The sequence below is a fragment of the Pseudoflavonifractor phocaeensis genome, assembly GCF_016901955.1.
Classification (GTDB): domain Bacteria; phylum Bacillota; class Clostridia; order Oscillospirales; family Oscillospiraceae; genus Flavonifractor; species Flavonifractor phocaeensis_A.
Genome location: NZ_JACJLC010000011.1, coordinates 35,835 through 60,854 on the forward strand (window position 1 = coordinate 35,835; position 25,020 = coordinate 60,854).

At 63.3% G+C, this 25,020-nt stretch carries 23 protein-coding genes; 3 read left to right on the plus strand and 20 right to left on the minus strand.

Going from position 1 to position 25,020, the window contains the following annotated elements:
* Positions 1 to 16 precede the first annotated feature (16 nt).
* The 17 genes from H6B51_RS04195 to mutY form a co-directional block, all read right to left on the minus strand.
* A complete protein-coding gene (locus H6B51_RS04195; protein WP_204882487.1) occupies positions 17 to 526 on the minus strand; it encodes an ATP synthase subunit B family protein in 510 nt (169 codons plus the stop codon).
* Positions 526 to 1,023 carry a pantetheine-phosphate adenylyltransferase gene (gene coaD / locus H6B51_RS04200; protein ID WP_204882488.1) on the minus strand — a complete coding sequence of 166 codons (498 nt, stop codon included), beginning with the start codon at positions 1,021 to 1,023 and terminating at the stop codon, positions 526 to 528. Before coaD ends, H6B51_RS04195 begins: the two co-directional genes overlap by 1 nt.
* A gap of 7 nt (positions 1,024 to 1,030) precedes the next feature.
* A complete protein-coding gene (rsmD, locus tag H6B51_RS04205; protein ID WP_204882489.1) occupies positions 1,031 to 1,588 on the minus strand; it encodes a 16S rRNA (guanine(966)-N(2))-methyltransferase RsmD in 558 nt (185 codons plus the stop codon).
* Positions 1,585 to 3,423: an excinuclease ABC subunit UvrC gene (gene uvrC / locus H6B51_RS04210; RefSeq protein WP_204882490.1), complete on the minus strand. Its 1,839-nt coding sequence runs from the start codon at positions 3,421 to 3,423 to the stop codon at positions 1,585 to 1,587. Before uvrC ends, rsmD begins: the two co-directional genes overlap by 4 nt.
* A 384-nt stretch (positions 3,424 to 3,807) precedes the next feature.
* Complete coding sequence (locus H6B51_RS04215; RefSeq protein ID WP_007495691.1) at positions 3,808 to 4,071, minus strand: HPr family phosphocarrier protein; 264 nt, start codon at positions 4,069 to 4,071, stop codon at positions 3,808 to 3,810.
* A gap of 174 nt (positions 4,072 to 4,245) precedes the next feature.
* Positions 4,246 to 6,618 (minus strand): endonuclease MutS2, encoded by a 2,373-nt coding sequence (locus tag H6B51_RS04220; RefSeq protein ID WP_204882491.1) that lies wholly within the window; start codon positions 6,616 to 6,618, stop codon positions 4,246 to 4,248.
* Between the two features lie 67 nt (positions 6,619 to 6,685).
* The gene (locus tag H6B51_RS04225) at positions 6,686 to 7,549 is read right to left on the minus strand and encodes a PhzF family phenazine biosynthesis protein (RefSeq protein ID WP_204882492.1); all 864 of its coding nucleotides are present in this window, start codon (positions 7,547 to 7,549) and stop codon (positions 6,686 to 6,688) included.
* Between the two features lies 1 nt (position 7,550).
* Positions 7,551 to 8,306, minus strand: coding sequence for a DNA repair protein RecO (gene recO, locus H6B51_RS04230; RefSeq protein WP_204882493.1), 756 nt, complete (start codon positions 8,304 to 8,306; stop codon positions 7,551 to 7,553).
* Position 8,307: 1 nt separating this feature from the next.
* Positions 8,308 to 9,201 (minus strand): GTPase Era, encoded by an 894-nt coding sequence (gene era, locus H6B51_RS04235; RefSeq protein WP_204882494.1) that lies wholly within the window; start codon positions 9,199 to 9,201, stop codon positions 8,308 to 8,310.
* Positions 9,202 to 9,210: 9 nt separating this feature from the next.
* A complete protein-coding gene (locus H6B51_RS04240; protein ID WP_204882495.1) occupies positions 9,211 to 9,639 on the minus strand; it encodes a transposase in 429 nt (142 codons plus the stop codon).
* A 26-nt stretch (positions 9,640 to 9,665) separates the two neighbouring features.
* Positions 9,666 to 10,151 carry an rRNA maturation RNase YbeY gene (gene ybeY, locus H6B51_RS04245; protein WP_204882496.1) on the minus strand — a complete coding sequence of 162 codons (486 nt, stop codon included), beginning with the start codon at positions 10,149 to 10,151 and terminating at the stop codon, positions 9,666 to 9,668.
* Complete coding sequence (locus H6B51_RS04250; protein ID WP_204882497.1) at positions 10,141 to 11,127, minus strand: PhoH family protein; 987 nt, start codon at positions 11,125 to 11,127, stop codon at positions 10,141 to 10,143. The genes ybeY and H6B51_RS04250 overlap by 11 nt, the downstream gene beginning before the upstream one ends.
* The gene (locus H6B51_RS04255) at positions 11,124 to 12,353 is read right to left on the minus strand and encodes a sporulation protein YqfD (protein WP_204882498.1); all 1,230 of its coding nucleotides are present in this window, start codon (positions 12,351 to 12,353) and stop codon (positions 11,124 to 11,126) included. Before H6B51_RS04255 ends, H6B51_RS04250 begins: the two co-directional genes overlap by 4 nt.
* Positions 12,354 to 12,369: 16 nt before the next feature.
* Positions 12,370 to 12,651 (minus strand): YabP/YqfC family sporulation protein, encoded by a 282-nt coding sequence (locus H6B51_RS04260; protein WP_204882499.1) that lies wholly within the window; start codon positions 12,649 to 12,651, stop codon positions 12,370 to 12,372.
* 302 nt (positions 12,652 to 12,953) lie between these two features.
* Entirely contained in the window at positions 12,954 to 13,826 is an 873-nt protein-coding gene (locus H6B51_RS04265; protein WP_204882500.1) for a radical SAM protein, read from the minus strand.
* Positions 13,823 to 14,413, minus strand: a complete 591-nt coding sequence (locus tag H6B51_RS04270; protein ID WP_204882501.1) for a thymidine kinase — start codon at positions 14,411 to 14,413, stop codon at positions 13,823 to 13,825. Before H6B51_RS04270 ends, H6B51_RS04265 begins: the two co-directional genes overlap by 4 nt.
* Positions 14,383 to 15,447, minus strand: coding sequence for an A/G-specific adenine glycosylase (mutY, locus tag H6B51_RS04275; RefSeq protein ID WP_204882502.1), 1,065 nt, complete (start codon positions 15,445 to 15,447; stop codon positions 14,383 to 14,385). The genes H6B51_RS04270 and mutY overlap by 31 nt, the downstream gene beginning before the upstream one ends.
* Positions 15,448 to 15,634: 187 nt before the next feature.
* On the opposite strand from mutY, the gene H6B51_RS04280 reads away from it, so the two are divergent.
* Positions 15,635 to 17,545: an FUSC family protein gene (locus H6B51_RS04280; RefSeq protein WP_243421130.1), complete on the plus strand. Its 1,911-nt coding sequence runs from the start codon at positions 15,635 to 15,637 to the stop codon at positions 17,543 to 17,545.
* Positions 17,546 to 17,725: 180 nt separating this feature from the next.
* On the opposite strand, the gene H6B51_RS04285 is transcribed toward H6B51_RS04280, so the two are convergent.
* Genes H6B51_RS04285 through recG form a run of 3 tightly spaced genes read right to left on the minus strand, consistent with a single transcriptional unit; the run spans position 17,726 to position 20,384 of the window.
* Entirely contained in the window at positions 17,726 to 18,112 is a 387-nt protein-coding gene (locus H6B51_RS04285; RefSeq protein WP_204882503.1) for a C-GCAxxG-C-C family protein, read from the minus strand.
* Positions 18,109 to 18,303 (minus strand): DUF4177 domain-containing protein, encoded by a 195-nt coding sequence (locus tag H6B51_RS04290; RefSeq protein WP_204882504.1) that lies wholly within the window; start codon positions 18,301 to 18,303, stop codon positions 18,109 to 18,111. Before H6B51_RS04290 ends, H6B51_RS04285 begins: the two co-directional genes overlap by 4 nt.
* Positions 18,304 to 18,317: 14 nt before the next feature.
* Positions 18,318 to 20,384 (minus strand): ATP-dependent DNA helicase RecG, encoded by a 2,067-nt coding sequence (gene recG, locus H6B51_RS04295; protein WP_204882505.1) that lies wholly within the window; start codon positions 20,382 to 20,384, stop codon positions 18,318 to 18,320.
* A gap of 268 nt (positions 20,385 to 20,652) precedes the next feature.
* Here recG and H6B51_RS04300 point away from each other — a divergent pair, with 268 nt between their 5' ends.
* Entirely contained in the window at positions 20,653 to 24,081 is a 3,429-nt protein-coding gene (locus H6B51_RS04300; protein ID WP_204882506.1) for a pyruvate carboxylase, read from the plus strand.
* A 148-nt stretch (positions 24,082 to 24,229) separates the two neighbouring features.
* On the plus strand, positions 24,230 to 25,020 hold a 791-nt coding region (locus H6B51_RS04305), incomplete at its 3' end, for a D-2-hydroxyacid dehydrogenase (protein WP_204882507.1).

A 25,020-nucleotide genomic window follows, 5' to 3' on the forward strand; every position in this document is an offset into this window, starting at 1 on the left:
GGGACGGTTGCTGAAGTCATGCGTCAGCTTCCGCATCATAGGGCTGGCGGCCGGTTTGGGCGGGCGCGCCGCCGGACACCGCCCGGAACCGGGCCCGGGACTTTTTGATCTCGTCGTAGGCCTCGGCCACAGCCTCCTCGGTGCGGCGGAGGGCATCCTCGCAGTAGTCGTTGGCCGCCTTGCGCAGATCCCGGCTACGCTCCTCGGCGGTGCGGATCATCTCATTGGCCTTCTGCTTGGTCTGGGCCAGCAGTTCATTTTCCGACACCATCTGACGGGCCTGATCTTCTGCCTGCTTGCGGATCAGTTCAGCCTCCCGCTTGGCAGAGTTGATGTACTCCGTCCGGGCGGCCAGCAGCTTCTTCGCCTCGCTGAGCTCCATGGGGAACTGGCCCCGCACTTCGTCCAGAAGATCCAGCGCCTTATCCCGTTCCAGGATACACTTGTCGCTGCTCAGAGGCATGTTCTTGGCATCCTCGATCATCTCATAGAGCATGTCCAGTAATTCTTCCACGCCGGTAGCCATTACGCTTCCCTCCCGCTCTCGATTTTTTTCTGCACGTCCTCAATGATCTCCCGGGGTACAAAGTCCGAGAGGTCGGCTCCATAGCGGCCCATTTCTTTCACCACACTGGAGCTGACGTAGGTGTACTTGGCGCTGGAGGGCAAAAACATAGTCTCCAGCCGAGGGTTGAGCTTACGGTTGATCAGAGCCATCTGTAGCTCATTCTCATAATCGGATACCGCCCGCAGCCCCTTCACCAGGGTACAGGCTTTCTTTTGCCGGGCGTACTCCGCCAACAGAGTGGAAGAGCAGTCCACCTCCACGTTGGGCAGCTTGGCCACCACCTTGCGGATGAGCTCCACCCGCTCCTCCGGGGTAAACATTCCCCGGTTGATCTTCTCAGAGTTGACCAGCACGCACACGATGAGCCGGTCAAAGCACACCGCCGCCCGCTTGATGATGTTCAGATGCCCCAAGGTAATGGGGTCAAAACTGCCGGGGTAGATCGCCGTTTTCATAAGGGTCTCACATCCTGTCGCCGCCGGCGCGATGGTATAGGGTCAGCTTGATCTTGCCATAGCGATACTGCCGCCCCATCACATAGGGCGGGGGAAGCTCCGGCAGCACAGCCTCTGCCGGGCTTTCGCAGACTATTATACCATGTTCCGTCATGATGTCAATCTTGGCGATGGTGGCCAGAGCCTGTTCCAGCATGCCGGTATTGTATGGCGGATCCAGGAAAGCCAGGTCAAATTTTTCCCGGCACCCGGTGAGAAAGGCCAGATAATCTCCCTGGATCACCTTGCCGTTCTCCGACAGTTTGGTATGAGCCAGGTTCTCCCGCACCACCGCGGCGGCCTCCTTCCGCAGATCCACAAAGGTGCAGTGGGCCGCCCCCCGGGACAGGGCCTCGATGCCCATCTGGCCGGTGCCGGCAAACAGGTCCAGCACCCGTCGGCCCTCAATGTCAAACTGGACAATATTGAACACCGATTCCTTGACCTTATCGGTGGTTGGCCGGGTCTCCATACCGGGCAGCTCCTTCAGCTTCCGGCCCCGGGCGATGCCAGTGATCACTCTCATGTGGTCTCTTCCCCTTTCGGATGAAAATAGTCATACACCGCCTGGGCGGTATTTTTGGGCACCACCTCCGCCAGCTGGGCCTGGGTAGCCTCCCGAATTTTTTTTACACTCCTGAAGTGCTTGAGCAGATCAGCCCGCCGTTTCTCCCCCACACCGGGGATCCCGTCCAGCACCGAGCCCTTCATCCGCTGGTTCTGCTGCTGGCGGTGGAACTCGATGGCAAAGCGGTGGGTCTCCTCCTGGATCTGGCCGATGAGGGAGAAGATGGCCTGGTTTCCCTGGATGCCGATCTCCCGACCGTCAGGGGTCACCAGAGCCCGGGTGCGGTGGCGGTCGTCCTTCACCATGCCGAATACCGGAATGGTGAGACCCAGATCTTGCAGCACCCCCACCGCCACTTTGGCGTGGGTTTCGCCGCCATCGATAAGGAGCAGGTCGGGTTTGTCCGAGAACTTCTCGTCTCCGTCCAGATATCGCTGGAACCGGCGGCGGAGCACCTGGTCCATGGAGGCATAGTCGTCGGGGCCGTCCATGTTCCGTAGCTTGAAGCGGCGGTAGTCCCGCTTCAGGGGCTTACCATTTACATACACCACCATGGACGCCACAATGTCGTCAGCCCCTTGGTTGGAGATGTCGTAGGACTCCATCCGCCGGGGCGGGCCTTCCAGACCCAGCATAGCCCCCAGCAGCTCCAGCAGCTTGTTCTGCCGCTCCTCCCGGGTGGTCCACCGCTCCACCTCTTCCACCGCGTTGGTGTTGGCCAGGCGGATCAGATCCATTTTGGCGCCCCGCTGGGGAGTCACCAGTTCTACCTTCCGTCCCGCCGCCTCGGAGAACATACGGGTCAAAGGCACCTCGTCCTCCAGCTCACAGGGCAGCAGGATCTGTCGGGGCAAATTCCCTCTTCCCCCATAGTACTGCCGCACCAGAGCGGACAGGATGTCCGCCGTGTCCTCCTCCATGGGGGTGTCGATGAGGTCCCAGTCCTTGGCGGCCAGCTCTCCCTCCACGAAGTGGAGCACCACAAAGCAGCTGCGGGTAGCCTCCCCCTTGTAAAAGCCCACCACGTCAGTGTCCGCCAGGGAGCCTGCCACTACCTTCTGCCGCTTGCCCAGCAGCTCAATGGCCTTATACCGGTCCCGCAGCTCAGCAGCCTTCTCGAACCGCAGTTCCTCCGCCGCCTGCTCCATCTCCGCCTTCAGCTCATCCCCCACCTCCTGGAATTTCCCTTCCAGCAGGCGGACGGCCTGGTCGATGGTCTCCCGGTAGCGGTTCTGGTCCATGTCCGGCCGGCAGTAGCCGTCGCACTGGCCCATGTGGTAATTGAGGCAGGGCCGCTCCTTGCCAATGTCCCGGGGGAACTTCCGGTTGCAGGAAGGAAGTTTTAGGGCGATGCGCAAAGCGTCGATGATGTTCTGGGTATTCCCCCGGCTGCCATAGGGGCCGAAGTACCGGGCCCCGTCCTCAGCCACCTTGTTTGCCAAGGAGAATTTGGGGTACTCCTCCTTCACTGTCAGGCGGATGTAGGGGTAGCCCTTGTCATCCTTCAGCAGGATGTTGTACCGGGGCTGATGGCGCTTGATGAGAGAGTTCTCCAGGACCAGGGCCTCAAACTCCGAGTCAGCGACGATCACGTCAAAGTGGTCGATCTGGCTCACCATGGCCCTTGTCTTTTCCGTGTGAGCGGCCAGATTGGCAAAGTACTGGCTCACCCGGTTTTTCAGGGCCTTGGCCTTGCCCACGTAGATGACAGTATTCTTCTTGTCCTGCATGATATACACGCCCGGCTTCAGCGGCAGGGCATGTGCTTTCTCTTTTAATTCATCGAAGGTCATAATAGAAGCGTCACGCCCTCCTTTCTACCCGGGCTTGCCATGCCCTGCCGCTGGGAGCGCCAGCGACCCGGCGCTTTGCACCGTCCGAGCGTTTGGCCGTCGGCCAAACCTCCCCGCAGGCGGAATTCATTTCCGCCGAGGATGTCAAATCATCCCCTGGGGGTCCCCAAAAGCGCCCCGCGCTTTTGGGGGGATGGGGCATGTGCTTTTTCTTTTAATTCGTCAAAGGTCATGATAGAAGCAGTATGCCCTCCTTTCTGCCGAACTGTGGCTGCCATATATGGCAGCCCTACGGGGTAATTGCGCACCGCCCGTACAAACAGTCTGTCCACAGGTCAAAAAAAGCGCCGCTGACGCGGCGCTTTTTTCTTTCGCTTTGGTCGCTTACTCGGAGAAGTTGGAAGAGATCAGCTCGATGAGAGCCTCAACGGCCTCCTTCTCGTCGGGGCCGTCGGCAATGAGGTTAATGGAAGTCCCCTTGACAATCCCAAGAGAAAGCACACCCAGCAGGCTCTTGGCGTTGACTCTGCGCTCGTCCTTCTCCACCCAGATGGAGCTCTTGAACTCATTGGCCTTCTGGATGAAGAACGTAGCCGGTCTGGCGTGCAGGCCGACCTGGTTGTTCACAACTGCCTCTTTCATATACATAGCGTTTTTCCCCCCAAGATGCATTCGCATACTTCGTATTATAGGATAGCAAATTTATCCCAAACCGTCAATGACAAAATGCACAAAATCCAAGGAACAATCTTCTCCAGCCCCAAAATTTGAATGTTCACCAGCATTCGAGCGGTTACTTTTCCATTTGTATCCACAGTGCTTTTACCGCAGCTCGGCGATGGTCACACCGTCTTCACCTTCGCCGTAGCGGCCGGGGCGGAAGGACTTGATATACCGGCTGCGCTTGAGGTGCTCCCGCACCGCCTTGCGCACCGCGCCGGTGCCCTTACCGTGGATGATACGCACCTCGTTGAGCCGCCCCAGCACGGCGTTGTCCAGGAAAAGGTCCAGGGCCCCGATGGCCTCGTCGGTCATCATGCCCCGCAGATCCACCTCCGGGGAGGCGCCCATGGAGCGCAGCTTGTGCTCCGCCCGGGCCACCACCTTCTTGGCGGCCTTGACGCTCTCCCCCTCCACCACACGAACCTCGTCCTGCTTGGCGGTGATCTTCAAAATACCGGCCTGGAGCTGGAGGGAACCGTCCTTGTTGACGGAGAGCACCGTGGCCTGGGTGCCCATCTTTACCAGCTCCACCGTGTCGCCCTTCTGGGCCGGGCGGGTGGGGGGCGGGGCGGGCTCCTCCGGCCGCTGGCCCAGCTTGCCCTCGGCCTCGTTGAGCCGGTGGCGCAGCCCGGCCCGCTCGTCGTTGATCCGCTGCCAGTCCTCTTCCTTCCGCTGGCGGCGGCGCATATCGTTGAGCTCCTTGAACACCTGGTCGGCGGTGTCCCTGGCCTCGTCCAGGATAGCCCTGGCCTCCGCCTGGGCCTTCTCCACTGCTTTCTGCCGCTGGGCCTCCATCTGGGCCTTGTACTCCCGGGAGGCCTTGGCGGTCTCCTCCATCTCCCGGCGGAGTTTGGCGGCGGCCTCCTTCTCCTTCTCCATCTGATGGCGCTGCTCGTCCAGCTGGGTGAGCACGTCCTCAAACCGCACGTTCTCCGCATCGATGCGGGCAGCGGCCTTTTGGATCACCGTTTTGGGCAGACCCAACCGCTCGGAGATGGCGAAGGCGTTGGACTTGCCGGGGATCCCGATGAGCAGCCGATAGGTGGGGGCCAGGGAGTCCACGTCAAACTCACAGGAGGCGTTCTCCACCCCGGGGGTAGTCATGGCGTACACCTTCAGCTCGGCGTAGTGGGTGGTGGCGGCCACCAGGGCCCCCATCTCCCGGGCGGACTCGATGATGGCGGCGGCCAGGGCGGCGCCCTCGATGGGGTCGGTGCCCGCCCCCAGCTCATCGAAGAGGATGAGGGTGTTCTCGTCGGCCTCCTGCAAAATGCCCACAATATTCACCATGTGGGAGGAAAATGTGGACAAGCTCTGGGCGATGGACTGCTCATCACCGATATCGGACAGCACCCGGCTAAACACTTTTACACAGCTGTTGTCCCCCACAGGGATGTGGAGGCCGCACTGAGCCATCATGGTCAAAAGGCCGATGGTCTTGAGGGTCACCGTCTTGCCGCCGGTGTTGGGGCCGGTGATGACCAGGGTGTCAAAGCTCTCCCCCAGCATCAGGTCGTTGGCCACCGCCTTGTTGGGGTCCAGCAGGGGGTGGCGGGCTTTCCGCAGATAGAGACCCTTGGGGTCCAGCCGGGGAGCCCCCGCCCGCATCCGGTAGGCCAGCCTGGCCTTGGCGAAGATCACGTCCAGGAAGATGAGAAGGTCGTAGTCCTGGGCGATATCCTCCTTGAACTGGGCGCACTGGGCGGACAGCTCGGCCAGGATGCGCTCGATCTCCTTCTCCTCCTTGGCCTGGAGCTCCCGCAGCTCGTTGTTGGCCTTCACCACCCCCATGGGCTCGATGAAGAAGGTGGAGCCCGAGGAGGACACGTCGTGGACCAGGCCGGGCACGTCGTTTTTGTGCTCCGACTTCACCGGCACCACAAACCGGTCGTTGCGTTGGGTGATGATGGCCTCCTGGAGATACTTGGCCTGGTTGGAGGAGATGAGCTTGTTGAGAATGTCCCGCACCTTGGAGGCAGTGGCCCGGATATGGCGGCGGATGGCGGCCAGCTCGGGGCTGGCGGCGTCGGCAATCTCGTCCTCCCCCACGATGGCCCCGGTGATCCGCTCCTCCAGGAAGCGGTTGGCCGTCAGGGAGCGGAACAGGTGGTCGATGCAGGTGGTGCTCCTGTTTCCCTCCCCCTCGCCGTACTCCTTGGCGGAGCGGGCGGAGCGGAGGACGGCGGCAATGTCCAGCAGCTCCCGGGTATTGAGAGCGCCCCCCATGTCGGCCCGCTGGAGAGAAGCCCGGACGGGTTTCACCCCGGAAAAGGAGGGGGAACCCCGGAGGGCGGTCATGTTCACCGCAGCGGTAGTCTCGTCCAGAGCCCGGCGCACGTCGTCCTCGTCGGTGAAGGGCCGCAGGGCCAGGCAGCGGTCCTTGCCTTCCTGGGTCACCGCCTGCTCAGCCAGTTTTTCCAGCACCCGGGGCAGCTCCAGGGTTTGAATGGATTTTTCAAATAAATCGGTCATACGGTTCTCCAAATCATCGGTTTCGTATCCACGGGATGTAGGGGCCGATGTCCTCATCGGCCCGCCGTTATCCCAGCAGTTGGCATTTCAAGGTCAGCAGGGCCCGCCCGCCTACCCGGATTTTGACACCGTTTTCATCCTCGATGATGCGGCTCAAGATCTCAGAGGGCTTGCCCATCTTCTCCCCCTGGACAAAGCGGTTGTCCGCCCCGGCCCGGATGAGCCCCCGGCGGTACAGATAGTAGGTCAGCGCCCCGTTGGAGGTGCCGGTGGCCGCCTCCTCCGGGATGGCATATAGAGGGGCGAAGTTGCGGCAGTGGGCGGCGGCGCCCAGGGTGTGGGGGCAGAACATATGCACACCCACCACGTCATAGTGTTGGGACAGGCGGGTGACCTCAGCCTCATTCTGCGCCGCCCGGTCCAGGGCTTCCAGGTCCTTGACAGGCAACAGGATATCCATCAGGCCGGTGCTCACCGCCTGGGCCTCCAGGCCCTCCGGACGGTCAGCCAGGGTCAGGCCGTAGGCGGCGTACAGTTCTGCCTGCTCCTCCTCCGAGAAGCCCCGGCCGTCCTTGGGTGCGGCCATATCCATCCACACGGCGTCGGCCCCCACCCCGATCTCCAGATCCCCGGAGCGGGTGTGGAGGGCGTAGTCCCCGGGGGCAATAGCCCCGGTATCCCGCAGGACGGTGAAGGCGGCAATGGTGGCGTGGCCGCACAGGTCCACCTCCTCGGCGGGAGTAAAGTAGCGGATGTGGAAGCTCTTTTCCCCGGTCTGCCGCACAAAGGCGGTCTCCGAGTGCTTCAGTTCCCCGGCCAGGGCCCGCATCAGTCTTTCCTCCGGGAAGTCCCCCTCCCCCAGCAGGGCCACCCCCGCCTGGTTGCCGGAAAAGCGTGTGGTGGTGAAGGCGTCGGCTACGTACAGTTCCATCTTACATCCCCGCTTTCAGTTCGTGATAAAAGTCCAGGGTGCGAAAGCCCCGGTCCAGCTGGGTGCGCAGGAACCCCTCGCACACCTGGGCAAGGCAGGCCAGGCCGTCCGCGTCCAGTGCAAAGGAAAACAGCCGCTTGGGGTCGCCGTAAACGATGTGGCGCAGGGCGGCCAGGGCTCCCTGGGTAAGGGGAAGGGACTGGCCCTCCCCCACTTCCCGCTTGCAGGCGGCGCAGTGGAGCACCCCCTCTGTCAGGTGAAGCATGGGCCCCTCCGGGTCCGGTCTGCCGCAGACGGCGCAGGCGTCGGCCAGGGGCTCATAGCCCTCCAGGCACATGAGCTTCAGTTCAAAGGCCCCCTTCACCAGGGCCTGGGGGCGATCCAGCTTGTCCAGGGCGTGGAGGGAGTTCAAAATCAGGGACAGGGCGGCGGGGTCGGGCCGGCCCTCCACCGACACCGCCTCCATCACCTCAGCGAAGTAGGAACCCAGGGCCAGCAGCTCCAGATCACCCCGCATATGCCAAAACTGCCGAAGAGATTCGGCCTCGTTGAGGGTATAGCGGTCCTTGTAGGCAAAGAGGGTCATGTCGGAGTAGACCAGCAGCTGGGCGGAGGCCGCCAGGGGACTGCTCTTCCGCCGGCAGCCCCGGGCCTTTACGGTGCGCTTGCCTCCCTCGGCGGTGAGGACGGTGAGGATCTTGTCGGCCTCCTTGTAGTTGACCTCCCGCAACACCAGGCCCTGTGTGGTGATGTGCATCTCACTCGTCTCGGTAGCCGAAGTTATGGATAAGATTCAGGTTGTCCCGCCAGCCCTCCTTCACCTTCACCCAGGTCTGGAGGAACACCTTGGTGCCCATAAAGGCCTCGATGTCGGTGCGGGCCAGGGTGGAAATCTTCTTGAGCATGGCGCCGCCCTTGCCAATGATGATGCCCTTGTGGCTGGCCTTCTCGCAGTAGATGGTGGCATCCAGGTCGATGATCTCGTTGTCCCGCTCGGAGAAGCGGGTGATCTCCACGGCGGTACCGTGGGGGATCTCCTTATCCAGGCAGAGCAGCAGCTTTTCCCGGATGATCTCAGCGCACACCTGCCGCTCTGGCTGGTCGGTAACCATGTCGTCGGGGAAGAGCTGGGGCCCCTCGGGTAGGAACTCGGCCAGCAGGTCCAGCAGCTCATTCACGCCCTCGTTCTGCTTGGCGGAGATGGGCAGGATGGCGTTGAAGTCGTGGGCCTGGCCGTAGGTCTGCATGACGGCCAGCAGGGCCTCCTTCTCCACCGTGTCCATCTTGTTGATGACCAGGATGGAAGGCACCCCCAGCCCCTTGATGCGGGCGATGAGCTCGGCCTCCGGCCCGCCGATGTGGGGAATGGGCTCCACCAGCAGCAGGATGGCGTCCACGTCGGCCACGCTCTCCTTGACCACCTTCACCATGTAGTCCCCCAGCCGGGTACGGGCCTTGTGGAGACCAGGGGTGTCCAGAAAGACATACTGACAGTCGCCCCGGTTGACCACCGCGCTGATGCGGTTGCGGGTGGTCTGGGGCTTGTTGGAGACGATGGCGATCTTCTCCCCCACCAGGGCGTTGGTCAGGGTGGACTTGCCCACGTTGGGCCGCCCCACAATGCTTATCATGCCGGATTTTTTGATTTCCATAGGTGATCCTCAACTTTCTTGAGCATTTTTGATGTAGTATTCATCCTCCCGCCATTGGACGGGATTGGTGTCGATATAGTTCCAGATACGGAGATAATCCGCCTCATTGCGGATGATGTGGTCGTAATAGCTGCGCTGCCAGAGTGTCTCTCCCAAGCGCAGTGTCACCTGCCGTTTGAAATAACGCACCAGTGCCGGGATCCCGCCTGTAGGGGCCGATGTCCCCATCGGCCCACCCTCCAGGCAGGCGATCATGTGGATGTGATTGGGCATCACAACAAATTTGTCCACCTGTGGCATCTGTACCAATACGTCCCGCACGGCCTGCCCCTTGTGCGTAAGCTGTACCTGCGGGCCGATGAGGACATCGGCCCCTACAACCCGTCCCAGGACACACCGCCGATTTTTGACACAGATCGTCAGAAAAGCTGTAATCATATCCCTTCAGCCGCAGGGGTTTGCGATTAGTCCCGGCCAATGCCCAGCTGGCCCAGGATGGCCTCCTCCCGCGCTCTCATCCGGGCTTTCATTGGGCCCTCGTCCATGTGGTCGTACCCCAGCAGGTGGAGCGCCGAGTGGACGGCCAGATAGGCCACCTCCCGACGGGTACCGTGGCCGAATTCCTTCCCCTGGGCCTTTGCCCGCTCCAGGGAGAGCACCATGTCCCCCAGAGGCACCAGTCCGGTGCCCGGGTCGGCGTCCTCCGCTGTGGGGAGCTCCCCGGGCCGCAGGTCAAACATGGGAAAACTGAGCACGTCGGTGGGCCTGTCCACCCCCCGCTGCTCCAGGTTGATCTGGTGGATCCCCTCGTCGTCGGTGAAGAGCACGTCCACCTCCCAGGGCACGTCCACCCCCTGGGCCTCCAGGGCGGCGGGGATCACCTGCCGCAGCAGGTCGGCATACTCCTCCGCGCCCTCCACCTCAGTCTCAATGATGAGCTCATGCTTCATTTTTTCGTCCCTCTTTTTTGGCCCGGCGCTTTTCGTCGGCCTCGTAGGCCTTGATGATTCGCTGGACGATGACATGGCGCACCACGTCGGACTCGTTGAGCTTGCAGATGGCGATGTCCTCCACCCCGTCCAGCACCCGCATGGCCTCCTTCAGGCCGGAGACCGTATCCCGGGGCAGGTCGATCTGGGTGATGTCCCCGGTGATGACGATTTTGGAGCCAAAGCCCAAGCGGGTCAGGAACATCTTCATCTGTTCCCGGCTGGTATTCTGGGCCTCGTCCAGGATGATGAAGGAGTCGTCCAGGGTGCGGCCCCGCATGTAGGCCAGGGGGGCCACCTCAATGTTGCCCCGTTCCACATATTTCTGATAGGTCTCAGGCCCCAGCATTTCAAACAGGGCGTCGTACAGGGGCCGCAGGTAGGGGTCCACCTTGGATTGCAGGTCGCCGGGGAGGAACCCCAGCCGCTCCCCCGCCTCCACGGCGGGCCGGGTCAGAATGATACGGTTGACCTGCTTGTCCCGGAAGGCGGCCACGGCGGCGGCCACCGCCAGATAGGTCTTGCCGGTGCCCGCCGGGCCGATGCCCAGGGTAATGGTGTTTTTCTTGATGGCGTCCACGTACCGCTTCTGGCCCAGGGTCTTGGCCTTGATGGGCTTGCCCTTGGCGGTGACGCACAAAACATCCCGGGCGATATCGTTGATGTGGGACTCGTTGCCCGCCCGCACCAGATTGATGATGTAGCGCACGTTCTGCTCGGTGATGGTCTCCTTCCGTCCCGCCAGGCCCAGCAGGCCCTCCACCGCCTTCACGGCGTGCATCACGGCCTCCGCCTCGCCGGAGATCTTCAGCTGGTCGCCCCGGCTCACCACCGTCACACCCAGTTCGCTCTCAATGAGCTTGATATTCTCGTCAAAGGATCCAAAGACGTCGATGACGTCCTCCATCCGCTCAATATTGATGGTCTGTTCTGTCATGGATCGGCCTCGTTTTCTTGTGTAATGGGGTCGGGCGCAAACCGTCCGATCTCTTCCCGGCACTCTGCCCGGAGGGTGACCTCCAGCATCCCCTCCCGCTCCACTGCGGAATAGGATGTGGAGACAATCTCCCCCTCCCCCGTCAGCTCCTCCAGCTGGGTGAGCAGCCGCTCTTGCAGCAGCTCCTCCGCCGCCGTCCGGTCCACGGGGGCGGTCTCCAGCTGGTAGGCCCGACAGGTCTCCCGGATCACGGCCAGGGGCATCTCCCGGCCGCCGGGGAGGGTCAGGTTCCAAGTGTTCCTTATTTTATCATACCTGTCAAAAGAAATTCCACCCTTTCCGGAAAAAACCGTATCCCTGCCGAAGCAGGTAAAAATCCACCGGGTGTACTCCTCTCCGGTGTACGCCTTAACCTGGGCCTCCAGCGGGATGCGGGCGGTGAGGGTCCGCCAGGTCCTGGCCCACACCTGTCCGGAGGCCCGCACCTGGTAGGAGCCCATATAGGGGTCCGCGCTATAGGGGGCGGACTCCAGCCGGACGGTACCCGAGATCAGGGTCTCCCCCGCCACCACCGTGTCTCCCGGCTTCACCAGGGCGTCTCCCGAGAGGGCGTCGATTTTGATGATAATCCCCGAGGCGGTGGCAACAATGCTGCCGGTCTGGCTCTCGTCCGCCACCTCCGGGGCGGGCACCGCCTCCCGCACCAGCACCTCCGCCCGGATACCGTACAGATTGATGGAAAGCCAGGACAGCTCTGGCAGCTGGAGCATCACCTTGTTGCCGATGGTCCGCTCGTCCAGGGCGGGACCAAAGGCCCCCACGCCCAAGCCCTGTCGCCGCAGTTCGGTGAGGATCTCCGCCGTGGTCACGTTCACATTGCCCTTCACCTCGATGGTGAGGATAAAGGCGGACAGGATACACACCGCCAGGGCGGACAGGGTGAGCCCCACCAGAAAGGCATACCGCCGGCGGAACCGGGCCAGAAAATAGGGCAGTCCCTTTCGTCCCACCGGGGTGACACTGCACAACACCCGGTCCCCCAGCAGCAGAGCCTGGCGGCTCCCCCCACGGGTCACCGTCACCCGCAGTCGAGTAGTCTCAAGCCATTCCACCCGCCAGAACAGGATGCCCCGTTGGGCGCACAGGTTGAGGAACCGCTCGGGGAAAGCCCCCTCCACCTCCAGGCACACACTCCCCCGCAGGAGATTCACCAGCCGCTGCAGCATCCCCGTCCCCCCCTTGTCACTCCAGGTCGATCCCGGCGATGTCTCCGGTGATGAGCAGCTCGTTGCCCGTCATGGCCTTCAGCTCCAGCTCCCGGCCCCGGACCTTCACCATCCACTTGCCCCCGGAGATGTGGATCTCTTCATTGCCGTAAGCCAGGATGCCCTTGTGGTTCTCCATCCGCAGCTCCCGGCTGCCGGTAAGTTCCAGCTTGGGCAGCCCCGCCACCACGTCTCCCGGCAAATCCAGAAATTCCGCCGTCTTTTCCAGCAGCCCGGGCCGCTTTCGGTTGCGCTCCATGGCCTCGACCCCCTTGTGTGTATCCATATGCGGCAGGGTCGTCCATCTTGACAGCAAAAGGGCCTGCCGCAAACCGGCAGGCTCCCGCTTGTCAAAAAAGTCCCCCCGAAGGGGGCCTCGCAGAGTTCCGCCGTCCGCAGACGGCGGAATCAAATCAAAATCCGCCATTTCCGGGGACATGAGCCTCGGAAATGGCACTTCTCATGACGGATGGGACGACAATTTCGCCAGAAATCGAGTCCCATCCGTCATGCAGCTTTTTGCCGGAAAAGACCTTGCGGTCTTTTCCGGCAGGCTTCAGCTCACACCCCCGTCAGGTCAAAAGGCGGGATATATTCGGTTTGGGCCGACTCCGCCTCCTGGGCGAAGCCCTCCAGCCCCAGTGCGGCCATATAGGCCTGCGCCGCCCGGGCCTCCGACGGACGCACCCGCCGGTCGATCTCCGGAAACTCCGCCGCCCGGCCCAGGGGAAGGTACTGGCTCATGAGGGAAAATAGCACCTGGCCCGGCTCAAACCGCTGGGCCACCCAGTCCATGACCTCCTTGGCCTCGGCCAGCCGCCCGGGCAGCAGCAGGTGGCGGATAACCACCCCCCGCTTCAGCAGGCCGTCCTCCATCCGGCAGGGACCGGTCTGGCGGACCATTTCCAGAATAGCTCTCTTGGCCGTCTCCGGGTAGTCCGCCGCCCCGGAGTACCGGGCGGCGGTATCTGCCCGGGTGTATTTCAGGTCGGGCAGGTAGATCTGCACCTTACCCTCCAGGGCCCGCAGGGTCTCCACCCGGTCATACCCCCCGGAGTTCCACACCACCGGCACCGGCAGGGGGTCCGCCAGTGTCTGGAGCGCCACATGGGCGTAATGGGTGGGATTCACCAGGTTGATATTGTGGGCTCCCTGGCCGATGAGCTCAAAAAAGATCTCCCGCAGCCGCTCCACCGTAATGGGCTTTCCGAAATCCTGGCGGCTGATCTTTTCATTCTGACAGAACACGCAGCCCAGGGAGCAGCCGGAGAAAAACACCGTGCCCGAGCCCCTTGTGCCCGAGATGGGGGGCTCCTCCCACTGGTGGAGGGCCGCCCGGGCCACCACCGGGGCCTCCGGCATCCGGCACAGGCCATGCCCCTCGGTCTGGGTGCGCAGGGCCCCGCACTGTCTGGGGCAAAGGTTACAAATCAATCCCGCTCCCCCCTTATGCGCTGGGGGCCTAAATTCCCCTCTTTCCAGTGCTTGCGGCACAGGCCGATATACCTGTCGTTGGCCCCCAGCACCACCTGCTCACCCTCCTTGAGCACATGCCCATTCTCGTCGAACCGGGCGTTGCACAGGGCCTTCTTGCCGCACCAACAGATGGTCTTGACCTCCTCGATCACGTCGGCGCAGGCCAACAGCTCCGCCGAACCAGGGAACAGGTCCCCCTTGAAGTCGGCCCGCAGGCCGTAGCAGATCACCGGGATGTTCCAGTCATCCACCAGGTCGGTGAGGTAGCGCACCTCCTCCCGGCTGAGGAACTGGGCCTCGTCCACAATGATACAGGCGTAGGGCTTCAGCGCCCGGGGAGTCATTTCCATCAGCTCGGAAAAGTAGATGCAGGGGTGACTCAGCCCCGCCCGGGAAGCCACGAACCGGGCCCCGTCCCGCTGGTCCACGGCGGGCTTTACCAGCAGGGCGTCCTGTCCCCGCTCCTCATAGTTGTAGCGCACCATCAGAGCGTTGGCCGTCTTGCTGGAGCCCATTACACCATATCGAAAATAGAGCTTTGCCATGGGTCCTCTCCTCCTAATCGCCGCTCCACCGTCTCCCGGAAGGCCCGGAATGCGTTGGGCAGGGCATAGTCCCGGGCCAGTTCCTCCCGCCCAACCCACACCCAACCCTCCGGCAGCCGCTCTCCGGCGGCCTCCACCAGGATGGAGCCCATATGCCACTCGATGTGGGTAAAGATGTGCCTGCCCGCCGGGCCGTCAGCCAGGGTGGCGGCCTCCACCGGGCAAGAGGCGGGGGACTGCTCATTGGGATACTCCCACAGCCCCGCCAGCAGGCCCCGTTTGGGCCGCCGCCGGAGGGCCACCTTTTCCCCATAAAAAATCAGGAACACCGTGCGCTCCTCTACCCGCCGGGGCTTTTTGGGGGTCTTGACCGGCAGTTCCCCGATGCGCTCTGTCCGTCGGGCCACACAGAAGTCCCGGGCGGGGCAGCGGTCGCACAGAGGGGCCCCGTTGGGCAGGCAAACCATCGCCCCCAGCTCCATCAGGGCCTGGTTGAAGTCCCCGGGGGCCTCCACCGGCATCACCGCCCGCAGGGCCTCCCCCATCCGTGCCTTGGTGTCTCCCTTCAAAATGTCGCCTTCGTCCCCGGTGACCCGGGCCACTACCCGCAGCACGTTGCCGTCCACCGCCGGCACCGGGATACCAAAGGCGATGGAGGCGATGGCCCCGGCGGTGTAATCCCCAACCCCGGTCAGGCACCGGATCTGCTCATAGGTGTCCGGGAAGGCCCCGTCGTGGTCCTCCATGATCTGCCGGGCCGCCTTTTGCAGGTTGCGGGCCCGGTTGTAGTAGCCCAGCCCCTGCCATAGCTTCAGCAGCCTGTCCTCCTCCACCGCCGCCAGGTGGGCCACCGTGGGCAGCTCGTCCAAAAACCGGCGGTAGTAGTCCAGCACCGCCGCCACCCGGGTCTGCTGGAGCATGATCTCGCTGATCCACACGTGGTAAGGGGTGGGATCGCTCCGCCAGGGCAGTACCCGGGCGTTCTCCCGGTACCATTCCAGCAGGGGGATGGGCAGCAATTCCAGATTGTTCAAGGGCATACCTCCGTCACAGATCAAACTTCGTTTGGTCTCCATTATAGTATGCTCCGGCCCTTTTTTCAACGGGACCAACCCTATGAAAATTTACCCCTTCCCCTTGCGCTCACCCACCGTCAGCCGATATAATAGTTCCATACCAACAGTTAGATAAGCAATCAATTGGAAAAAGAGGGGATCAGCCATGGCGGCGCTGGCAAAGGTAAAAGGCTTTGGGACCCTGTTCTGGACCCGGTGGAAGGGAGCCTCCTCCACCATTGCGTTTTATCTCGTCCAGTTTTTGCTTGTAATGTGGTTTTTTGGTACCAATTACGCTATGGTGGTCTCGGGCTCCACCACTCTGTTCCAGCTCCGGCGGCGGGAGCCCAACCGGCTGGAGGACTACCTGTCCATGTTCTTCATGTCCCTGGTGCTCTGCCTGCTGGCCTTCGCGGCAGGGCTCAACGTGTGGCTATGTGCCCTGCTGAATTTTGGGGTGCTCTTCATCCTGGTGATCTGGAAATGCAGTCAGTTCGCTCCCAAGGGCCACCTGGGCTACGCCATGACCTTCGTATTCCTGGAGCTGCGGCCCATCTCCCCAGAGCAGCTGCCCACCCAACTGGCGGCGGTGGCCTTCTGCTCCCTGCTGCTGGTGGTCGCCCTCATCATCAACGCCCGGGCGGCCAACATCTCCGCCGATCCGGCGGGGCAGATCGCACGCAGCCTGAACCGGCTGGCAACCCTGCTGGACAAGCTGGGCAAGGGGGAGGCCGATCCCTCCGCCGCCCAGGAGCTGTACGAGCTGGCCCGCTCCTTCCACCGGCAGGGCTACGGCCAGCAGGGGCTGCTCTACCTGCCCGACAACCAGAAGCGGTTCTACCACCTCTTTGCCCTGCTCTTCCAGCGGGCTTCCTATCTGGTAGCCGACGACGCCGCCTGGCAGGAAGCCCGGGCCACCCCCGGCTTTGCCCAGCACATGAACACCCTGGCGGAGGTGGTGCGCCAACTCCAGAATGCCTGGGAGCCCGCCGGCCGGCAGCGGCTGGCGGTGCGGCTCCAGGCCCTGCTGGACCACACCGACCTGCCCCAGGGGCGGCTGCGCATCTTTTACCGCAGCGTACTCCACACCCTGCTGCTCCTCTGCCGGGAGTCCTTCCACGCCCAGCACAGTCCCTTGTTCCGTAAGGTGCCCTGGCGGGCGGTGGGCCAGGGCCTGCGACAGCGGCTCTCCCCCACCCGGTTTGAGTTTCGCTTCGCCCTGCGGCTGGGGGTGGTGATGGTCATCAGTGCCACCGTAAGCTACCTGTGGGAGTTTGAGCACACCTACTGGTTCCCCCTCCACGCCTTTCTCCTGCTCCAGCCCAGCTATGAGGAGAGCGCCCACCGGATGGTCACCCGGCCCATCGGCACCGCCATCGGGTGCCTGCTGGTCCACCTGGCCTATCCCTGGCTGCCCGGCCTGCCGGGGGTCTTCCTGTTCTCCCTGGTCATGATCTCCCTGATGTACTGTTGCACCCCCGGCACCTGGGTGCAGCCCATCTTCTCCACCTCCTTCGCCCTTACCATGGCCACCCTCACCATCCAGACCTATGAAGCCATCTGGCTGCGGCTGTTCTATCTGGCCATGGCGGTGGCCCTGGTGCTGGTGGTCAACACCTTCCTCCTGCCCAGCCGGAAGGAGCCCCAGTTCCGCCGGAACCTCCAGGAGCTCTTCCGGCTCCAGGCCGAATACTGGACGGTGATCCGCCGCAGCCTGGCCCAACCGGTGGATCCCGGCCTGTTCAGTGAGCTGCTGGCCCAGTTCCACATGGTGTACCATGAGGCCGCCCAGTTCGCCGTCCAGCTACCGGAGGACCAGCGGGAATTCCACCACCGCCGGCTGGTGACCCTGTGGAACATGTTCTCCGAGCTGGAGCAGACCGAGGGTCTGGTCCAGACCGGGGCCCTGTCCGCGGAGGAACGGGAGGCCCTGGAGAGTCTGGCCACCCGGCTGGAGGCCCGGATCCGCCCCCTGGGGGACATGGACGGCCTGACGGCGGAGTGCTTGCCCGACGGGGAGCTGCGCTACCTGGTCGGGCGGTACCTCAAAAATGCCCAGACCCTTCTGGCGGCGTAAAACTCCTAAAACCGCGAAAAGGGCCTGTTGCAAAATAACGCAACAGGCCCCAAATTTGTCATCCTGAGCGTCAGGGGCGGATCTTTTCTGCCGGTTTGTCCGTCACGGAAAGATTCTTCGCCCCTTTGCGGCTCAGAATGACAGCTGGACTCTATTTTACAACAAGCCCTTCACTGCTCCCTATTCCTGCTCCAGCAGTTCCTCCAGCAGGGCCTCCGCCTCGTACACCATCCGGTCGCAGTGGGGCTTGCGCTCCTCCCCCCGCTCGGTGGCCAGGCGCAGCAGGGTGGCACAGTCCAGGGCCTGGTTCTGGTCCTTGAACCGGGCCATGAGCTCAGAGGCGGCGGCGTTGCCCTGGCCGGAGAGGCCCAGCACCATCAGGGCGCCGGTCACCGCTCCGCAGGTGGCCCCGTGCTTCATGCCCGCCCCAAAGTGGGCTCCCAGCTGGTAGGCCTGCTCCTGGGTCAGGCCGCACTCCCGGCAGAAGGGCACCAGGATGGACTGGCAGCAGTTGAAGTGGATGTCTTTTCTGGCCCGCAGGGCCTTGGTCTCTTCCAATCTGTTCATGTAGCGTCGTCTACTTCCTTTTCAAAAATCAGGTCGATCTGCACGATCTCCCCGCCCTTGCTGTGGGCGGGCACCCAGCCGGCGTACCGCCAGCCCTGGGCGGCATAGCGGTCGATCAGCTCCCGATGCTCCTTGAATTTGGTGGCAACCACCCCTTCTCCGGTCACATTGACATAGTGATACTGGTACATAGGCATCCTCCCGTTCAGTTGAACATGTCTCCCTGCTGGGAGAAGAGCTGCCGCACCCGCTCCAGAAGGGGCCGGTGCTCGGGCCGACACAGCTCCGGGTCAGCGGCCAGCAGCTCCTCCGCCGCCCCCTGGGCCTCCTTCAGCACCCGCATGTCCCCCGCCAGGTCGGCGATACCCAGCTGGGGCAGGCCGTGCTGCCGGGAACCAAAGAAATCGCCGGGCCCTCTCAGGCGCAGATCCTCCTCCGCTATTTTAAACCCGTCGGTGGTCTTTGACAAGACCCGCAGCCGTTCCCGGCTGTCCTGACCCCGGGTGGAGGTCACCAGCACACAGTAGGACTGGTGCTTTCCCCGGCCCACCCGGCCCCGGAGCTGGTGGAGCTGGGACAGGCCAAACCGGTCGGCGTTCTCCACGACCATCAGGGCGGCGTTAGGCACGTCCACCCCCACCTCGATGACTGTGGTGGATACCAGCACGTCCAGCTCTCCGGCGGCAAAGGCGGTCATGACCGCGTCCTTCTCCTTGCTCTTCATCTTGCCGTGGGCCAGACCCACCCGCAGGTCGGGAAACACCTGGGTGCGGAGGGTCTCGGCATAGGTGACGGCGGCTTTCAAATCCATGGCCTGACCGTCCTCTTCCCCCTCCTCCACGGCGGGGCAGACGATATAGGCCTGCCGGCCCTCTCCCACCAGCCTGCGGACAAAATTGTACATCCGCTGCCGCTTGTCCTCCCCCACCACATAGGTGGCCACCGGGCTGCGACCGGGGGGCAGCTCGTCCACCACCGACACCTCCAGATCCCCGTAGATCACCAGGGACAGGGTGCGGGGGATGGGGGTGGCCGACATGACCAGCACATGAGGGCGGCCCTTGGCCTTGGCGGACAGGGCGGCCCGCTGACCCACCCCGAACCGGTGCTGCTCGTCGGTGATCACCAGGGCCAGCTTGGCAAAGGCCACCCCCTCGCTGAGCAGGGCGTGGGTGCCGATGACCAGGTCCATCTCCCCGGCCTCCAGGGCGGCGTACAGTGCCTTCCGGGCCTTTCCTTTCACCGCTCCGGTGAGCAGGCCCACCCGCAGTCCTGCTCCCTCCAACAGAGAGGCCAATGTGCGGTAGTGCTGCTCGGCCAGCAGCTCGGTGGGGGCCATCAAAGCGCACTGGTATCCGTTTTGGGCCGCCAGCCAGGCCCCATAGGCCGCCAGCATGGTCTTGCCCGATCCCACATCCCCCTGGATCAGCCGATTCATGGGCGTCCCGGAGGCCAGATCGGCCTCCATCTCCCCCATCACCCGCAGCTGGGCCCCGGTAAGCTGGAAGGGCAGCAGGGATAAAAATCCCGCCCGGGGCGCAAGCTGAAAGGGAATACCCGCCTCCCGGTCCCGGCGGTGGCGGAGCAGAGCCATGCCGCAGGCCAAACAGAGCAGCTCCTCAAAGATGAGCCGCCGCCTGGCCCCCTCCAGGGCCATTTCGTCGGCGGGAAAGTGGATGTTCCGGCAGGCGAACTCCGCCTCCGCCAGGCTGTGGGCCAGGCGTACCGGCTGGGGGATGATCTCCGGCGCCAGCCCGGCGCATTCCTCCACACACCGGAGAGTGAGCCCTGCCAGCAGGTTGTTGGACACCCCATGGGTCAGGGAGTATATGGGCAGGATTCGGCCGGTGAAGCGGGCTTTGCCCACTGGCTCCAGTACCGGGTTGGTCATCACCCGCCGGTGCCCGGCCAGTTCCACCCGGCCGAAGCAGATATAGCTCTCCCCGGTGTGCAGCACCTCCCGCAGGTAGCCCTGGTTAAAAAAGGTGGCGGTAAGAACGCCGGTGTCGTCGGCCAGCTCCACCTTCACTAGCTCCAGCCCCTTGCGCACGCGGGAGAACCTGGCGGGGGCAGTAACCGTCACCCGCAGGCACACCGGCAGTCCCTCTGGGGCGGAGGCTATCTCCGACATTCGCCGCCGGTCCTCGTAGCTCCGGGGGTAGTAGCGCAGCAGATCCCCCACCGTCTCCAGTCCCAGCTTTGCCAGGCTCCTGGCCCGGGCGGGCCCGATCCCTGGCAACCGCTCCACCCCTGTCTCCAGCGTCAGCCCCATTCCATTCACCTCGTTTCCGCGCCCAGTGTAGCATATTTCCTATTTCCCGGCAAGTGCCCTCACCGTTTCCTGTAGTTCCCGCCAAGATTTGCAATTCTCTTTAAAAAATATTGCAAAAACTTTAGCGTCTAAGATATAATGATTACAATGCTGTATATTGATATGGAGTAAGCCCGGCAGCGCGGCCGGGCAGACAGTCCCCGGCACGAAGGCGTGACCGGGGTTCACTTGCAGAATAAGGAATATTTTATCAGAAAGGAAGGATCACATGGCGGAATGCAAGTTCAACAAAGTCCTGGTGGCCAACCGGGGTGAGATCGCCATCCGAGTGTTCCGGGCCTGCTATGACCTGGGGCTGCACACGGTGGCCATGTACTCCAATGAGGACACCTTCGCTCTCTTCCGCACCAAGGCGGATGAGGCCTACCTTATTGGCGAAAACAAATCCCCCCTGGGGGCCTACCTGGATATCCCCTCCATCATCGACCTGGCCAAGCGGCGGAACGTGGACGCCATCCACCCCGGCTACGGCTTTTTGAGCGAGAACGCCGACTTTGCCCGGGCCTGCGAGGAGGCCGGCATCACCTTTATCGGCCCCTCTTCCACCATTCTGGGCCAGATGGGCGACAAGCTCACCGCCAAGGCCATCGCCAAAGCCTGCAATGTGCCCACCATCCCCGGCTCCGACCAGCCTCTGAAAAGCGGGGAGGAGGCCCTGGAGAAGGCCATCTCCTACGGCTTCCCCATCATCCTGAAGGCAGCCGGCGGCGGCGGCGGTCGCGGCATGCGCCGTTGCGACACTCCTGACGAGGTCATTCCCGCCTTCAATCTGGTGAAGAGCGAGGCCAAGAAGGCCTTCGGCAACGAGGATATCTTCATTGAGAAGTACCTGGTGGAGCCCAAGCACATTGAGGTGCAGATCTTGGGCGACAAGCACGGCAACGTGGTCCACCTGGGGGAGCGTGACTGCTCCCTCCAGCGCCGCTACCAGAAGGTGGTGGAGTTCGCCCCCGCCTTCAGCGTGCCCGAGACCACCCGCAAGAAGCTGTACGAGGACGCCGTGAAGGTGGCCAAGCACGTGGGCTATGTGTCCGCCGGCACCGTGGAGTTCCTGGTGGACAAGAACGGCGATCACTATTTCATTGAGATGAATCCCCGCATCCAGGTGGAGCACACCGTCACCGAGATGGTCACCGGCATTGACCTGGTGCGGGCCCAGATCCTCATCGCCGAGGGTCACCCCCTGTCCACCCCCGCCATCGGCATCACCTCCCAGGACTCCATCCACATGAACGGCTACGCCCTCCAGTGTCGGGTGACCACCGAGGACCCGGCCAACAACTTCGCCCCCGACACCGGCAAGATCACCGCCTACCGCTCCGGCGGCGGCTTCGGCGTCCGTCTGGACGGCGGCAACGCCTACACCGGCGCCGAGATCTCCCCCTACTATGACTCCCTGCTGGTGAAGGTCACCTCCTGGGACAACACCTTTGAGGGAGTGTGCCGCAAGGCCATGCGGGCCATCAGCGAGGAGCACGTCCGCGGCGTCAAGACCAACATCCCCTTCGTCACCAACATCCTGGCCCACCCCACCTTCCAGGCGGGCAAGTGCCACACCAAGTTTATCGACGAGACTCCCGAGCTCTTCGACATCGACACCGGCCGGGACCGGGCCACCAAGGTGCTCAAGTATATCGCCCAGATCCAGGTGGACTCCCCCTCCGCCGAGCGGCTCCAGCTGGATATCCCCCGGTTCCCCCCCTACGAGAACACGCCCCCCAAGTGTACCGGCCTGAAACAGCTGCTGGATGAGAAGGGCCCCGAGGCGGTGCGGGACTGGGTGCTGGACCAGAAGAAGCTGCTCATCACCGACACCACCATGCGGGACGCCCACCAGTCCCTGCTGTCCACCCGGGTGCGCACCCGGGATATGCTCAAGTGCGCCGAGGGCACCGCCGAGATCCTCAACGACTGCTTCTCCCTGGAGATGTGGGGAGGCGCCACCTTCGACGTGGCCTACCGCTTCCTCCACGAGTCCCCCTGGGAGCGGCTGCGGCTGCTGCGGGAGAAGATCCCCAACATTCCCTTCCAGATGCTCTTCCGGGGCGCCAACGCCGTGGGCTACACCAACTACCCTGACAACCTGATCCGGGCCTTTGTCAAGGAAGCCGCCCGGCACGGCATCGACGTATTCCGCATCTTTGACTCCCTGAACTGGATCCCCGGCATGGAGATCGCCATGGACGAGGTGCTCAACCAGGGCAAGCTGTGCGAGGCCACCATCTGCTACACCGGCGATATCCTGGACCCCAAGCGGGACAAGTACACCCTGAACTACTATGTGAGCATGGCCAAGGAGCTGGAGAAGCGTGGGGCCCACCTGCTGTGCATCAAGGACATGTCCGGCCTGCTGAAGCCTTACGCCGCCAAGAAGCTGGTCACCACCCTCAAGCAGGAGATCGGTATCCCCATCCACCTGCACACCCACGACACCTCCGGCAACCAGGTGGCCGCCTACCTGATGGCCGCCGAAGCCGGAGTGGACATCGTGGACTGCGCCATCGACTCCATGTCCTCCATGACCAGCCAGCCTTCCCTGAATGCAGTGGTGTCCGCCCTCCAGGGCCAGGAGCGGGATACCGGACTGGACCCCGTACGCCTCCAGTCCCTGTCCGACTACTGGGCCGACGTGCGCCTGCGCTACAGCAAGTTTGAGGCGGGCATCAAGAACCCCTCCACCGACATCTACCGCTACGAGATGCCTGGCGGCCAGTACACCAACCTGAAGAGCCAGGTGGAGAGCCTGGGCCTGGGCCACCAGTTCGAGGCAGTGAAGGAGATGTACAAAACTGTCAACGAGATGCTGGGCGATATCGTGAAGGTGACCCCCTCCTCCAAAATGGTGGGCGACCTGGCCATCTTTATGGTACAAAACGACCTGACCCCTGAAAACATCGTGGAGCGGGGCGAGGCCCTCACCTTCCCCGACTCCGTGGTGAGCTACTTCAAGGGCATGATGGGCCAGCCCGCCTGGGGCTTCCCCGAGGATCTCCAGCGGGTGGTGCTGAAGGGCGAGGAGCCCATCACCTGCCGTCCCGGCGAGCTGCTGCCCCCGGTGGACTTTGAAAAGGCCCGGGAGGAGGTCCGCAAGTTCTACGACGACGCCACCGACCACAACGTGCTGTCCTGGTGCCTCTACCCCAAGGTGGTGGAGGACTTCTACCGGCACCGCCAGGAGTACGGCTATATCATGCGCATGGGCAGCCACGTGTTCTTCAATGGCATGGCCCTGGGCGAGACCAACAAGATCAACATCGAGGACGGCAAGACCCTGGTCATCAAGTACCTGGGCCTGGGCGACCTGAACGAGGACGGCACCCGCAACGTGCAGTTCGAGCTCAACGGTATGCGCCGCGAGGTGGCGGTGCCCGACAAGAGCGCCACCGCCCAGGTGCGCAAGGTCAACCTGGCCGATCCCTCCGACAAGAGCCAGGTGGGCGCCTCCATCCCCGGCATGGTGTCCAAGATAAACGTCAAGCCCGGCGACAAGGTGGAGGAGAACCAGGTCCTGGCCGTCATTGAGGCTATGAAGATGGAAACCTCCGTTGTGGCCCGCATGGCGGGCACCGTGGACCAGGTGCTCATCAAAGAGGGCGGCTCGGTCAAGGCCGGCGAGCTGCTCATCACGATTAAATAAGAAAACGCCGTTTGGGGGCCGGTTTGTTAACCGGCCCCCATTCCTGTAACCCGGCCGGCCTGTTACCCCTCACCGTCGCAGGGGCCGGACACCGGTCGGTCTGACCATTGCCCATCCGCCGCAAAACCGCTTTAAGGAGGCCATTCCCATGGAAACCATTCTCCACTTGCTCCCCCTGACCGACCGCCAAAAAGCCGCCTTTCAGGCCGCCGCCCCCCAGGCTGAACATCTCTTCCTCCCTACCCAAGACCGCCGTGGAGCCACGGATATCTCCCAGGACTGGCGGGAACGAGTCACTATCCTGCTGGGCTTCGTCCCCCCGGCGGATCTGAAGACTTTCCCTCGGCTGAAATGGGTCCAAAGCTGGAACGCTGGGGTGGACCCCTACCTGGTCCCCGGGGTGCTCCCCGATGGGGTGGCCCTTACCTGCGCTGCCGGGGCCTACGGCCCCGCCGTTTCCGAGCATATGCTGGCCATGCTGCTGGCTCTCTACAAGCACCTGCCCGGCTACCGGGACCTCCAGCGCAACCACACCTGGGGGAGCTGGGCAGGGTTGGGCTCCGTCCGCTCCCTGCTTGGGGAGACGGTGCTGGTGGGGGGCACCGGGGATATCAGCCGCCACTTTGCCCGGTTGTGCCGGGCCCTGGGGGCCAAAACCGTCTGGGGACTCCACCGCTCGAACAAGCCGGTGAAGGACTTTGACCAAACCTTCCCCCTATCGGAGATCGACGCGCTGCTCCCCCAGGCCCACGTGGTGGCCCTGGCCCTCCCCCACACCGCCGACACCGCCGGTCTCATGGACCGCCGCCGCCTGCTGCTCATGAAGCCCGACGCCGTGCTGCTCAACGCCGGACGGGGCTCCGCCGTGGACTGTGACGCTCTGGCCCAGGTACTCTCTGAAGGCCACCTGCTGGGGGCGGGAATGGACGTCACCTCCCC

What these genes read in the sequence shown, in the direction of transcription:
- H6B51_RS04250 (WP_204882497.1), bottom strand. Translation starts at nt 11,127, where the DNA reads ATGACAGAACAGACCATCAATATTGAGCGGATGGAGGACGTCATCGAC.
- H6B51_RS04290 (WP_204882504.1), bottom strand. Translation starts at nt 18,303, where the DNA reads ATGTACCAGTATCACTATGTCAATGTGACCGGAGAAGGGGTGGTTGCC.
- H6B51_RS04225 (WP_204882492.1), bottom strand. Translation starts at nt 7,549, where the DNA reads ATGGAACTGTACGTAGCCGACGCCTTCACCACCACACGCTTTTCCGGC.
- H6B51_RS04220 (WP_204882491.1), bottom strand. Translation starts at nt 6,618, where the DNA reads ATGACCGATTTATTTGAAAAATCCATTCAAACCCTGGAGCTGCCCCGG.
- H6B51_RS04300 (WP_204882506.1), top strand. Translation starts at nt 20,653, where the DNA reads ATGGCGGAATGCAAGTTCAACAAAGTCCTGGTGGCCAACCGGGGTGAG.
- H6B51_RS04255 (WP_204882498.1), bottom strand. Translation starts at nt 12,353, where the DNA reads ATGCTGCAGCGGCTGGTGAATCTCCTGCGGGGGAGTGTGTGCCTGGAG.
- era (WP_204882494.1), bottom strand. Translation starts at nt 9,201, where the DNA reads ATGGAAATCAAAAAATCCGGCATGATAAGCATTGTGGGGCGGCCCAAC.
- recO (WP_204882493.1), bottom strand. Translation starts at nt 8,306, where the DNA reads ATGCACATCACCACACAGGGCCTGGTGTTGCGGGAGGTCAACTACAAG.
- H6B51_RS04270 (WP_204882501.1), bottom strand. Translation starts at nt 14,413, where the DNA reads ATGGCAAAGCTCTATTTTCGATATGGTGTAATGGGCTCCAGCAAGACG.
- recG (WP_204882505.1), bottom strand. Translation starts at nt 20,384, where the DNA reads ATGGGGCTGACGCTGGAGACAGGGGTGGAGCGGTTGCCAGGGATCGGG.
- uvrC (WP_204882490.1), bottom strand. Translation starts at nt 3,423, where the DNA reads ATGACCTTCGATGAATTAAAAGAGAAAGCACATGCCCTGCCGCTGAAG.
- H6B51_RS04240 (WP_204882495.1), bottom strand. Translation starts at nt 9,639, where the DNA reads ATGATTACAGCTTTTCTGACGATCTGTGTCAAAAATCGGCGGTGTGTC.
- H6B51_RS04195 (WP_204882487.1), bottom strand. Translation starts at nt 526, where the DNA reads ATGGCTACCGGCGTGGAAGAATTACTGGACATGCTCTATGAGATGATC.
- H6B51_RS04215 (WP_007495691.1), bottom strand. Translation starts at nt 4,071, where the DNA reads ATGTATATGAAAGAGGCAGTTGTGAACAACCAGGTCGGCCTGCACGCC.
- rsmD (WP_204882489.1), bottom strand. Translation starts at nt 1,588, where the DNA reads ATGAGAGTGATCACTGGCATCGCCCGGGGCCGGAAGCTGAAGGAGCTG.
- H6B51_RS04285 (WP_204882503.1), bottom strand. Translation starts at nt 18,112, where the DNA reads ATGAACAGATTGGAAGAGACCAAGGCCCTGCGGGCCAGAAAAGACATC.
- H6B51_RS04260 (WP_204882499.1), bottom strand. Translation starts at nt 12,651, where the DNA reads ATGGAGCGCAACCGAAAGCGGCCCGGGCTGCTGGAAAAGACGGCGGAA.
- H6B51_RS04280 (WP_243421130.1), top strand. Translation starts at nt 15,635, where the DNA reads ATGGCGGCGCTGGCAAAGGTAAAAGGCTTTGGGACCCTGTTCTGGACC.
- ybeY (WP_204882496.1), bottom strand. Translation starts at nt 10,151, where the DNA reads ATGAAGCATGAGCTCATCATTGAGACTGAGGTGGAGGGCGCGGAGGAG.
- coaD (WP_204882488.1), bottom strand. Translation starts at nt 1,023, where the DNA reads ATGAAAACGGCGATCTACCCCGGCAGTTTTGACCCCATTACCTTGGGG.